At 39.2% G+C, this 12976-nt stretch carries 11 protein-coding genes; 1 reads left to right on the top strand and 10 read right to left on the bottom strand.

Annotation, left to right across the window (positions count from 1 at the left end; genetic code table 11):
* Positions 1-27 precede the first annotated feature (27 nt).
* Positions 28-948: an ArsR/SmtB family transcription factor gene (locus BM102_RS06805; RefSeq protein ID WP_044938231.1), complete on the top strand. Its 921-nt coding sequence runs from the start codon at positions 28-30 to the stop codon at positions 946-948.
* Positions 949-952: 4 nt separating this feature from the next.
* On the opposite strand, the gene BM102_RS06800 is transcribed toward BM102_RS06805, so the two are convergent.
* From BM102_RS06800 to BM102_RS06750, 10 genes are all read right to left on the bottom strand, one after another.
* The gene (locus BM102_RS06800) at positions 953-1201 is read right to left on the bottom strand and encodes a DUF6171 family protein (RefSeq protein WP_044938233.1); all 249 of its coding nucleotides are present in this window, start codon (positions 1199-1201) and stop codon (positions 953-955) included.
* Positions 1194-2141, bottom strand: a complete 948-nt coding sequence (locus BM102_RS06795) for a glycoside hydrolase family 43 protein (protein ID WP_177194927.1) — start codon at positions 2139-2141, stop codon at positions 1194-1196. Before BM102_RS06795 ends, BM102_RS06800 begins: the two co-directional genes overlap by 8 nt.
* Positions 2142-2166: 25 nt before the next feature.
* On the bottom strand, positions 2167-3699 hold the full coding sequence (locus BM102_RS06790) for a glycoside hydrolase family 43 protein (protein ID WP_090480316.1): 1533 nt from the start codon (positions 3697-3699) through the stop codon (positions 2167-2169).
* Between the two features lie 155 nt (positions 3700-3854).
* The gene (gene tsaA / locus BM102_RS06785) at positions 3855-4535 is read right to left on the bottom strand and encodes a tRNA (N6-threonylcarbamoyladenosine(37)-N6)-methyltransferase TrmO (RefSeq protein ID WP_090480313.1); all 681 of its coding nucleotides are present in this window, start codon (positions 4533-4535) and stop codon (positions 3855-3857) included.
* A 56-nt stretch (positions 4536-4591) separates the two neighbouring features.
* Entirely contained in the window at positions 4592-5116 is a 525-nt protein-coding gene (locus tag BM102_RS06780) for an adenine phosphoribosyltransferase (protein ID WP_044938243.1), read from the bottom strand.
* A gap of 115 nt (positions 5117-5231) precedes the next feature.
* Positions 5232-6041, bottom strand: coding sequence for a hypothetical protein (locus BM102_RS14305; RefSeq protein ID WP_090480311.1), 810 nt, complete (start codon positions 6039-6041; stop codon positions 5232-5234).
* Positions 6016-6828 carry a HipA domain-containing protein gene (locus BM102_RS06770; protein WP_177194926.1) on the bottom strand — a complete coding sequence of 271 codons (813 nt, stop codon included), beginning with the start codon at positions 6826-6828 and terminating at the stop codon, positions 6016-6018. The genes BM102_RS14305 and BM102_RS06770 overlap by 26 nt, the downstream gene beginning before the upstream one ends.
* A 137-nt stretch (positions 6829-6965) precedes the next feature.
* Complete coding sequence (locus tag BM102_RS06765) at positions 6966-8471, bottom strand: flagellin N-terminal helical domain-containing protein (RefSeq protein WP_090480308.1); 1506 nt, start codon at positions 8469-8471, stop codon at positions 6966-6968.
* 465 nt (positions 8472-8936) lie between these two features.
* Positions 8937-10460 (bottom strand): flagellin N-terminal helical domain-containing protein, encoded by a 1524-nt coding sequence (locus tag BM102_RS06755; protein ID WP_090480305.1) that lies wholly within the window; start codon positions 10458-10460, stop codon positions 8937-8939.
* 435 nt (positions 10461-10895) lie between these two features.
* Positions 10896-12365 carry a flagellin N-terminal helical domain-containing protein gene (locus BM102_RS06750; RefSeq protein WP_090480303.1) on the bottom strand — a complete coding sequence of 490 codons (1470 nt, stop codon included), beginning with the start codon at positions 12363-12365 and terminating at the stop codon, positions 10896-10898.
* Between the last annotated feature and the right edge of the window lie 611 nt (positions 12366-12976).

Genomic DNA, 12976 nt, shown 5'->3' with positions numbered 1-12976 from the left:
TAAGAAATCATAAAAAGGAGAAACGTTATGATACACATAACTTCCCTGGATGATGGAGTCGAGCTTTTTAAAGCCTTAGGTTCTGATGTTCGTATTCAGATTCTAAACATACTATTAGAAAACGACCGCATGAGCATGAATCAGCTTGCTACTCAGCTAAATCTTAGCAACGGCGCTCTCACTGGTCATATTAAAAAGCTTGAAGAATGCGGACTCATCTCCACTTCTAACGAATCTGCCAGTCACGGCAATTCAAAGCTATGCTCAGTAATTCAAGACAAAATAGTCATAGAAATAGAAAAACCACTTGATTTAGCAAACGTATCTACTACAGATATTAAAGTGGGACAGTTTTCAAAATACGATATTTGCCCAACTTGCGGCCTTGCCAACAGCGCATCTGTTATTGGTGAGATCGATGATGCAAGATACTTTGCTCATCCTGATCACTTCAACGCAGATATCCTGTGGTTTACAAAGGGTTACGTAGAGTATGCTTTGCCAAATCTTGTTCCTAGCAACAACAATATCACTCAGATTTCCATCTCATTTGAGATTTCATCTGAAGCTCCTGGTATTGATAACAATTGGCCAAGTGATATCTCTTTCTCTATCAACGATCAAAAGGTTGGTATGTGGACTAGCCCTGGGGATTTTGGTGGCGAAATACTTGGAATGTTTACACCTGACTGGTGGCCACCAAACTGGAATCAGTACGGCCTTTTAAAGCTTCTTGTTGTAAATAAGTTTGGAACATTTATCGATGGTCTTCAGATTTCAGATATTACAATAGACGATTTGAAGCTCAAACCTGGACAGCCACTTGATTTCCGCATCGCCGTTGAAGACGACGCAGAGCACATTGGTGGTGTCACACTGTTTGGTAAGACTTTTGGTAACTATGGTCAGGATATCAGAGTATCCATCAACTATAGCCCAATCAATTAAATATCTACCATGATTTACGTGGACAATGGGCAGCCTTCATGGCTGCCCTTAATTCTACATAGCATCCGCAGGACATGCAGGTACCTGCATTGAGCTGGACGCAATTTTTGCAGAGGGCCAGGCGGCGCTCATATTCTGAATCATCCACCTGGTCCTGTGCTTTAAGTTCATTTTTGTATTTTTCAATCATTTCAGCATCTGCTCTTGTCATATCTCTAAGCAGACATCTTGCACAAACTCTGTTTTCAATCATAATTAAACACTGGTCTTCCATCCTGCCAATCAAACTTCATAAGCATTGCATGGCGATTTGGATTGTAAAGTGGGTCCCCCACAATCTCTGTTTCTGTCCTAGCGTGATAAACCAGGATATCATGGCCCTCTTCATCTACGGTAAATGAATTGTGACCTGGGCCGTACACTACATGCTCTGGCGATGAAGCAAGAACTGGATAACGTTCCTTTTTCCAAGATAATGGATCAAGCAAATCGCTATCTGCATCTGCTGTAAGCATACCCATGCAATAGTTAATACCTGTATCACTTGCAGAGTAAGTAACGAAAATCTTGCCGTTGCGCTGAAGTACTGCAGGGCCTTCATTTACCCAATAGCCATGACGTTCCCAGTCATAGTCAGGTGTAGTGAGAAGTACCTGTTCTGTTTCTAACGTATATCCGTTTTTCATTCTGGCAATATAAAGGTTAGAAATCTGCTTACCTACGCTAACTTTCTCTGCCCAAATATAATACCATTTTCCATCATTTTCGAACACTGTTGCATCGAGAGAAAATGCCTCAAATGAAAACTCATCACTATCAGCTCTAGTCATTTTTCCCTTTTCAATCCACTGGTCATGAATAGGGTCATCACCCTGACATTCAAGGACATATGGACGAATCTTCCAGATATCCTCTACCTCTCCGCCTGCATAGTAAATGTACCATTTACCAAAAAGATAATGTAGTTCAGGAGCCCAAATGTGCTTAGACATTGGGCCACTTTCATGCTTATGCCAAATTTCCACTTCCTCAGCGACCCCAAGGCCCTCCAATGTATCGCTTACACGCAACACAATTTTATCGTATTCAGGCACAGAGGCAGTAAAGTAATACTTGCCATCTGTGTGTCTGTATACATATGGATCTGCTCTCTGCAAAATCCATGGTTTATTGTATTCAAAATTTTTGTCCATTTTCACTCTCCACCATAAAGCCTTATTAATATTTTACTCCCCATACACTCTCGTTACTTCCAACAGCTGAGAATGTCATGCATTCTGTGCCGGCTTCATCCTGCATCTTGCAGAATACGCCACTATAATCTGTACCATCTACTGTGATGTTCATATAGTATGTGCCATCAGTCATAGTCCATGTACCAGAAACCTCTTTGCCCTCGCAAGTGCCATCAGAATTCAAATAAAGAATTATCGGATTTGCGATATCACTTGAAATATCTGTGCCCTGATTGATGAAATAGTATCTTCCCTCTACTTCATCCATGCTATAACCGGTTTCAGAAACAGTCTCACCCTGAGTCTGATATGGTAAATCGCATGGCCATCCTTCTGCATTCATAAGCATCTGATGTACTCTTGGAGAGTGATTCTCTCCTCCATCGTTGAAACGAGTATGGTAAACCAAATACTCCTTTCCGTCGCTATCAACAAAAGCAGAGTTGTGGCCTGTGGCCATGTATGCTCTATCCAAGCTAGGTAGCTTATAGTTACCTGAAAGCTTAAGTCCGTAGTTTTCATGCATTGCGCTCTTCTGTGGATATTCGCCATTCATATCAACGTATTCGCCATCCACTGTCTTAGAACGGAACACACGAATCTGATATCCACCGTTGCTAGTCAAAGTGCCATAAGATACAAACAGATAATAATAATCTGTATTGGCATCATACATAATGTATGGTCCTTCAATGGAAATATGTCCACCACCAAGAAGCTTCTTGCCATAATATGGATCCACATTGTTTTCCTCATCAGCTTCTGGGTGAATCACAAGACCAGTCTCTGGGTCAAGCTCAAGCAGGAATATACCACCAGACCATGAACCATAAACCATCCACATTCTTCCATCAGCATCATAAAATACTGTAGGGTCAATTGCATTTGGATAATCTTCGTAATTGTAACCACCACTTTTAATGTAGTTTTTCTTCACATAGTCCTTATCAACATAATCAAGCACATCTGTAGAATCCACATTGCTAAGGTTAAAGCCTGAATAAATTAGTGGTGCCTGCCATTCAAATGGTCCCTCTGGCGATTCGCTGGTACCAAAGCAAAGATTTGACGCATTAAATGTACTGGTTGTGCAGTAGTACATGTAGTAAAGACCAGTAGTCTCGTTGTAAATAACATCCGGTGCCCACACATGTGTACCGCCATCGTCTGTTTTGATAATACTATCCTTGGAGCCTGAATAAGCAAAAGCTTCATCTGCCACATCATAAATCTGACCATAAACAGGATTAGATTTCATATAGCCATCGCCAATCATTTCCCAATTAAGTAAATCTGTACTTTTCGCTGCAGTCATATGACTACCATAAATATAATATGTTCCATCAACTTCTAATATGGATGGGTCGTGGACTGAAACGCCCGAAGAAGAAACGTCACCTGTGGCAATACCGTCATAGCTGACTGTGTAATTTTTCTCTTTAGATTCAGAGCTTAAGCAAGCCACCAGACCTCCAACCATAGAAACTGCTAGAACACATGAAATAAATTTTTTCATGCGTTATCCTCCATTAATAAGTCGAAAATCTTCAGACATCAAGCCCCTTATAAAAAATGTTTGAAGATAAAAATAACTGCCCAAAACACTATTGCTTTGGACAGTTCTAATATATCAAATCTATTTTAAGAACACAATATTTATTTTAAATATTTCTAAAGTATTTTGATAACTTCTTTAACTATAAGTGAATCATTTACTGACTCGAATACTATATCATAGCCATGATAAGCCAACCTAAAATCACGATTTTTGCCTCTATCATAGCCTGCTCGAGGGTCCTGGCTGAGGACATCTATTGCAGAATGACGCAGGTTTTCGGGAAGCTTGGCTAAAAGTTCTTCTGGAAACTCCACCTTAACCTGGGCTCCCTTTGAAAGGGAATCAGTGAAACCTCCCTTTGCATCAGGATGAGCGTCTGCATAAGGGATGTATGGCTTTATATCGTAAATAGGTGTGCCATCTAACATATCCACTCCGCTGACCACAAGCACCGGGCCATCTTTTTCAGTTTGCTTTACCTCTATCAGCTTTACAGATGAAAGGCCGATGTTGTTTGGACGATATGGCGCACGGGTGGCAAACACTCCCATGTGCTTTTCTCCGCCAAGCCTAGGTGGACGAACAGTGCCCCCTTCCAATGGCTTATTCTTAGAAAAGCCCCACAGCAGCCACAGATAATCATAGTCTGTGATACCATCGATAAAGGTAGGATTTCTAAACTCCTCCGTAAATACGATACAGCCTGTTTCATCTGAAACAAGACCGCTCTGCCTTGGTATCCCAAACTTTTGTGTAAAGCCTGTATGTATAAATGCTATTTCTTTTAATTCCATCAGTACCTCTTAAATAATAAAAGGCAGTACAAAATGTACTGCCCAATAGTCTAATATTACTTTCCTTCGTATGTAACAACTGACTCTACGTCGTACTTTGCAAGCTTTTCGCGTCCGTTAAGACCTGCGAGCTCCATAAGGAAGATGATTTTAACAACTTCGCCGCCAAGCTCCTCAACAAGCTGTGCTGCAGCCTCGATTGTACCACCTGTAGCGATAAGATCATCTACGATAACAACCTTCTGACCTGGCTTAACTGCATCCTTATGCATCTCGATTGTAGCTGTGCCGTACTCAAGATCGTATGTCTTTTCGATAGTTTCGCATGGAAGCTTACCCTTTTTACGAATGAGAACGAATGGCTTGCCAAGTGCGTATGCAAGTGGTGCACCAAAGATGAATCCGCGGCTCTCTGCGCCTGCGATAACATCGCAATCAACATTCTCAATAAGCTTCTTCATTTCGTCTATAGCAAGTCGGAACCCTTCCGCATCCTGCAAGATGCTAGTAACATCTCTAAACATGATACCTGGCTCTGGGAAATCTGGAATAGTTCTGATGTAATCTTCTACTTTTTTCATATGACTCCTTCTATTAATGGCCGCATAATTTCCAATGGAACGGCAAATTAAAGTCGGATAAAAATCTTATCCTCATAAATTATATGTTTTTTAAAGGCTTTTTTCAAGTACTTGGCTAAAGACGTCTTTCAATTTCAGCTCTCAAAAAAAGCTTACTATTATCCATTTCTTTTACCGGATGTAGCTTATCTCTTTTAATCAGGTCGTTGACATTTTGTCTGCTACATTCTAAAGTTTTGCACACATCCGAAGTAGACATAGTTCGTTGGTTAACAAACGTTTTAAAATCGTCGTAAGATAAAGGCAGTTCTTTGCCAATTTGAAATAATTCTTCACAAGAAATCTGTCTACTATCATCCCAACCTACTCCATAACCTGCAATAAGAGACCTTATAGAATAGTAATAGTTTTCGTTTATAGATAAATATTTAATCCAATCATATCTTTCATCGAATTCATTTAAATCACATAACTTAACTTTCCCATTGTAAAAAAATACCAGTAGCCTCATATTAGGTAGCAAAACAAAATCTTCAATTCTTTTTTCAAGTCGCCCACTAATGTCCATTGGCATATATTTCACTGGTATTGGTTTTAGGTAAAAATCATCCTGTGCACATCTTCCATCGCTAAGATTAAGTAATTTGAATTCATCATAATAATCTAATCCCGCATCCTTTAAAATATATCCAATATTTTGTCTGTCTTCGGGAATAATACGTTCCTTTATCCAAAGATATGATACATATGGGCCCACTGTACGAGACCCTTTTTCTATGGCAGAATCTAGTAAAAGTGGCGCTTCCCAATATTCCAAATCATCCGGCAGCTCTACCAAATACTGATCAAACTTTTCATCATACAGTAGAACTCCATATAATCGGTCGTCCCCTGGCAAATCACTTTTTATTTCGAAATACTTCATAGAAAGCCCACCTTTCAGATATCATCTCTGATATTTTTTCTATATATGCTTCTGTCAGAACATCATCTAATCCTTCAAACAGCCCGTTAATGATAGCCTTTTTATTAGAAGGCAAAGAGATTAAATATTCCTTTGGTATAGAAGCAAGATTTTCTAGTGTACTTCCTTTTCCAATAAAATCCATCACCTTTTTATCTTCCAACAAATCGTTCTTATTAAGAGCATCAGGATTTGTAACATCAAATAATAATGACAAACCATGATCAAACAGTGGCGCTAATCTGACACTATTTTTATTCTTCAATACTTCTATATTTGCTCCATGCCTATCACGATTAAGAATCAAATAATCTACAATAAACATCTGATAAATATAGTCTTTCCACCCATACCTATTAGCAAACTCAAAAGGAGTTTCATTGGAATACTTATTTACCAGATAAAATGACTCAAAAGCAGTCTTTTTTTCACCCTTTGTCTTATAATCATGTGACCTATTTATATAGGTTTCAAATTCCTGATTATTAATAACGATCTGCGATCGAATCAAGTCATAATTTAAATGAGGCACACCTATTGCTGTAAGTAATCTGTCTACAATAAGCTCATTAACAGCTTCGTGGCCGATTATACCATTTTGAGAATCAAACCTAGAGAGTTTGTAGTAGATTTTCCCTTCAGAGCCAATCTCCTCTGCTTTAAGAAGAGTTCCAGCCGTACCAGAACTATGTCTAGTTTTGCTCCAATTTAAGTATCTATAGTCTTGAAGTTCCTTTATTATTTCCATATATATACACCTCACAAAAATGTTATTATAAAACTTGACTATCGTCAAGTTTTATAATTTCTATATTAAAAAGGGGCCCCGAAGGACCCCAATTTGTGGATAGTACTCGAAAGTACCTATGCGTTTGGCCACGCTAATTATCCTAAGAGTGAAAGAACACCCTGAGTTGCCTGATTTGCCTGAGCGAGCATTGATTGGCCTGCCTGAGCAAGAATATTATTCTTGCTGTATGTAACCATCTCGTCAGCCATATCTGTATCACGGATACGTGATTCAGCGGCTTCTGTGTTCTCTACGACGTTGTCTAAGTTAGCAATTGAGTGCTCAAGTCTATTCTGTATAGCACCAAGACCAGATCTCTGAGCTGATACCTTTGCAAGGGCATCTGCGATAGCGTCTATAGCGTATGTTGCTGCTTTACCAGTTGCATCACCAACATTTAAGCCCTGAATTCCAAGTGCTGTAGCTGTCATCGACTCGATTGTTACACCAATCTTGTTTGTCATGTCGGCATCTGAACCAACATGAAGATTGAATGTAAGGTCTTTCTGCACAGTTGCTGTTCCCTTTTTGATAATAAACTCAACCTTCTTGAGGTTGTTGCCTGTAACATCGTTAGGTAACTTTCCATTTACAGTATTAGTTGATGATGTCGCATTTGTAACAGTAATATCTGTGCCATTATACTTAGCGCCTGGAACCTCAATAATTGAGTCAGAACCAATTGATGAAGCTGCTCTGAGTTCATTTGCTATGAGCTGGTATGCCTTTGCTGCTGTGATTAATGTAGAATCTTTTTCGTCTACACCATCTGCTGGAGCACCACCTGTTGATGTACTAAATAATTTTGCCACCTTGCCATTGTACTCAATTGTAGATCCCTGGCTGGCAAACTTATTAAGCTCTGTAGCTGCAACCTCAGATGTATCAGCATTGGTCTTATCCGCAATAGTAAATGATTTACCATCGATCTTTACTACTTCTCCTACTGTTAAGTGGATTTGTGCAGTTTTATTTGCAGATGTTCCTAAAACAGTAAGTGCATTTGATAACTGTTCTGCTGTAGTTTGACCCTGTACACCAATTGTGTACTTTGTACCACCAATTGTGTAAGTATCACCCATTGCAAGGGCATTGATTGTAAATGTGGCTTTTGTTGTATTCTGTGTAAGTGTTCCATCAAGACCAGCGTCATGCGCAGCAATTATTTGTGTCTTGGTGCCGTAGTCCCCCTTGAGAAGATAGGTCTCGTTGAACTTTGTTGTCTCTGCTACACGATCAATCTCTGTTGTAAGCTGAAGGATTTCATCCTGAATAGATGAACGGTCAGACTCAGAGTTTGTACCGTTTGCTGCCTGGACTGCCAACTCATTCATTCTCTGTAACATAGAATGTACCTCTGTAAGGGCACCCTCGGCGGTCTGTACTGCTGAGATACCATCTGATGCATTGGTTGATGCCTGATCCAGACCACGGATCTGCTTTCTCATCTTCTCAGAAATTGAAAGACCAGCTGCATCGTCTGCGGCTCTATTGATTCTAAAACCACTTGAAAGTTTCTCAGTAGATTTTCCCTGAGCGTTTGTTGTAATTCCTAACATTCTTGAAGCATTAGCTGCCTGCATATTGTGTTGTACTACCATAATTTCTACCTCCTTGTAGATACTCCCACGATTCCATTCATGAGAGATGCATATTGCATAACATTAGTTAAATTTCATAGTTTCATGACATGGAAACATACATACTTTAGGCTTATTTCCAGTATCTATATAACAAGGGAGTGACCAACCTCCACATGCTATCAAGGAAGAAATTATCACTATTACAAAATCATTAAAGATTTTTAATAGTGCCGTAGTATAACAAGCTTTATTTAATTGTAAAGCTGCGATTTGGCAAGTCACTTTTCCGCGCGATAATGAAAAATAACTGCCCAGGTGGACAACAAAAACAATCTGTTTACTGTTTCCATCTACTACAATTATCGGAAAACTTTCTACAAACTTTAGAAAAATTATAAAAAATAATTTATACACCAAAAAAGAGGCCTCTTTCGAAGCCTCTAATTTAAAATCGTAATGTAATTTTAATAACTAAAGTGGCTATTAGCCAAGGATTGAAAGAACACCCTGTGTAGACTGGTTAGCCTGAGCAAGCATTGACTGACCTGCCTGAGCAAGAATGTTGTTCTTGCTGTATGTAACCATCTCATCAGCCATATCTGTATCACGGATACGTGACTCAGCTGCGTTTGTGTTCTCTACTACGTTATCAACGTTTGCAATTGTGTGCTCAAGTCTGTTCTGGATAGCACCGAGTGATGATCTCTGTGCAGATACCTTTGAAACAGCATCAGCGATTGCATCGATTGCGTATGTAGCAGCCTTGCCTGTAGCATCAGCTACGTTAAGACCATTGATACCAAGTGATGATGAGCTCATGTCTGAGATTGTAACACCAATCTTGTTTGTCATGTCTGCATCAGAACCAACGTGAAGGTTGAATGTAAGATCCTGCTGAACCTTAGCTGTTCCCTTATCAAGAGTAAATGTTACCTTATCATACTCTCCTGCCTTAACAACATTAGCATTTGTAGATTCTTGAGATAAATCCTTACCTGTATATGTGATTTTACCATCATTGCCCTTTGTACCTGTTGAAAATACATTAGTAGATTTTGTAATAGGTGTATCTGCGCCGATTGAAGAAGCAGCCTTAAGCTCTGTAGCCATAAGCTCATAAGCCTTTTCCTGTGTGATTACAGTAGAATTAGCCTTATCAACTCCATTATCAACTTCCTTAAATAATGTAACTGACTTACCATTGTACTCGATTGTAGAACCTGCACTTGCAAAATCCTTTAAATTTTCCTGGTTAAGCATCTTTGTCTTCTCATCAGTTGTGCCTGATGTGATTGTGTAAGAGCTTCCGTCAATCTTAACAACTGTGCCTTCTGCAAAATTTGCAGCTTTGTTAGTATTATCCTTATCAGCTCCCGCAAGAATCATTCTTGCATTTTCGAGCTGCTCATCAACATTAGCTGCTTTTCCAGATTTATCTGCAACACCAATTGTGTACTTTGTTCCACCGATTGTTGTTGTATCGCCCATTGAAAGAGCCTTTACAGTGAATGTAGCCTTTGTTGTGTTCTGTGTAAGAGTTCCATCAAGACCTGCATCATGAGCTGCAATCTGGATTGACTTTGTACCATTGTCGCCCTTAAGAAGGTATGTCTCGTTGAACTTTGTTGTCTCAGCAACACGATCGATTTCTGTTGTAAGCTGGTTGATTTCGTCCTGGATTGAAGAACGATCTGACTCAGAGTTTGTGCCGTTTGAAGCCTGTACTGCAAGCTCGTTCATTCTCTGAAGCATTGAGTGAACTTCTGTAAGAGCACCTTCAGCTGTCTGAACTGCAGATACACCATCCTGTGCGTTTGTAGAAGCCTGATCAAGACCTCTAATCTGCTTACGCATCTTCTCTGAAATTGAAAGACCTGCTGCATCATCTGCTGCACGGTTGATTCTATAACCAGATGAAAGCTTCTCTGTTGACTTAGCCTGATTATTTGCTGTGATGTTAAGCATTCTTGAGGCATTTGCTGCCTGCATATTGTGTTGTACTACCATTTTTTTCTACCTCCATGTAGTTGCTTCCTCGAGTCCATTCGAAGAAGAAGTGCGTCCTGCACTTATAATAAATTTAATCTATAATCAAAACAGACGCGCGCCACCTGTTTGACTACCAAATATAAAAATAAATAAAAAATGGGAATTAATTAATTGAAATATCTGTTTCGATTAATAACATCCTTGTCCCAAATCGAAAGAAAATAGAATTTAGAAATAAAACCTATTCTGTCTCGTTATTAAAGTGTGCTGTGAATTCCTTTTCATCAGCAAATATAATTATCTACATTTCAGAGAAAAAAGCAATACCTTTTTCACATTTTTAACACAATTTTTTCACAAAAAAGAGGACCTCCCGAAGGAAGTCCCCTAATTTACTAGCTATTCAACTAGTCTGCGCGAAACGAATAGATAAACTATTAATTATCTTTAGTATTAACCTAAGATTGAAAGTACACCCTGAGTTGCCTGGTTAGCCTGTGCAAGCATTGCCTGACCTGCCTGAGCAAGAATGTTATTCTTGCTGTATGTAACCATCTCATCAGCCATGTCTGTATCACGGATACGAGACTCAGCAGCGTTAGTGTTCTCAACTACGTTATCTACGTTAGCGATTGTGTGCTCTAATCTGTTCTGGATAGCACCGAGTGAAGATCTCTGTGCAGATACCTTCTCAACAGCGTCAGCGATTGCATCGATTGCGTATGTAGCAGCCTTACCTGTAGCATCAGCTACGTTAAGTCCCTGTACACCAAGTGATGCAGAGCTCATGTCAGCGATTGTAACACCAATCTTGTTTGTCATGTCAGCATCAGAACCAACATGAAGGTTGAATGTAAGATCCTTCTGAACAGAAGCTGTCTTCTTATCAAATGTGAATGTAACCTGCTCTGGTGCTGTTGTACTATTATTAACCTTAAGAGCATTTACTGTCTCTGCACTATATGTAGCACCGTTGGTATACTTCTTTGTAACAGTACCTACTACCTCATCAGCACCGATAGAAGAAGCAGCCTTAAGCTCATTAGCCATCAGGTCATATGCTTTTGCCTGTGTAATTACTGTTGATACCTTAGAATCTACAGCACTACCTGATACATTCTTTTCATTGAATAATGTTACAGATTTACCATTATACTCAATTGTAGAACCTAAACCTGCGAACTTACCAAGGTCATTAGTCAAATTAAGCTCAGAAGTATTTACATTTGTTGTGCTAGCAATTGTAAATGACTTACCATCAATCTTAATAACCTCGCCATTACCTGGATTAATTGCTGTTCCAGCGCCTAAAGCTTGCTTAGCATTGGTAAGCATATCATTAGTAGTTGCTCCGGTAACACCAATTGTGTACTGTGTACCACCGATTGTTACATTGTCGCCCATTGAAAGAGCCTTAACTGTAAATGTAGCCTTTGTTGTGTTCTGTGTAAGTGTTCCATCAAGACCTGCGTCATGAGCCTTAATCTGGATTGTCTTCTTACCGTAGTCACCCTTAAGTAAGTATGTCTCGTTGAACTTTGTTGTCTCAGCAACACGGTCGATTTCTGTTGTAAGCTGATTAATTTCATCCTGGATAGATGATCTATCAGACTCACTGTTTGTTCCGTTTGAAGCCTGTACTGCAAGCTCGTTCATTCTCTGAAGCATTGAGTGAACTTCTGTTAATGCACCTTCAGCTGTCTGCACTGCAGATACACCATCCTGTGCGTTTGTAGAAGCCTGATCAAGACCTCTGATCTGCTTACGCATCTTTTCAGAAATTGAAAGACCAGCTGCATCATCTGCTGCACGGTTAATTCTATAACCTGAAGATAACTTCTCAGTTGACTTTGCCTGATTGCCTGATGTGATGTTGAGCATTCTAGAAGCGTTGCTTGCTTGCATATTGTGTTGTACTACCATAAATTCTACCTCCTTGTAGATACTCCCTAGATTCCTTTCCTGGGAGAAGTGCCTTTGCACTCAAATTGTTAATAAATTACATCTATAATAATTACAGCACTCGCGCGACATGCCGCAAATTATTATCCTCATTAACGGATAGTAGTATGCACTTTAAGCCCTAAAACTAGTATTCAATTTTCAATATCCTGTGCATGAAAAAATCCTATTGCGATTGCAATAGATAAATAGAAAAAGATTATTGATTATCCGATCCTTAACATCCTTGTCCTGGTCCGAAAATATAAGTTATGTGATTATGATGTGTTAACCTGGATAAACGAAATCCGTTTCATTTACCGCTTGCAAATATTGTATCGGATCAATTATCGAATTACTTAACCCCTATTTAGAAATTTTTTTATAAATTTTTATTTCAGTTCTAAATATCTGGATTAAGAGCTCTTTTTGACCCTTACACAGACTTTATCGGAAGCTTATTCTGAAACTTAACCCCTTTTTGAAGAAATTTTTAAAAAATTATTATCTCGTTACAAAAAATGGTGATACAGCAAGCTCTCCCGCTATCTGTATCACCATTATAACATCATTTTTCAGTTGTAACCGTTTTT

It is taken from the genome of Pseudobutyrivibrio sp. JW11, from assembly GCF_900115355.1.
Taxonomy (GTDB): domain Bacteria; phylum Bacillota; class Clostridia; order Lachnospirales; family Lachnospiraceae; genus Pseudobutyrivibrio; species Pseudobutyrivibrio ruminis.
This window is presented reverse-complemented; position numbering and strand designations above follow the sequence as displayed.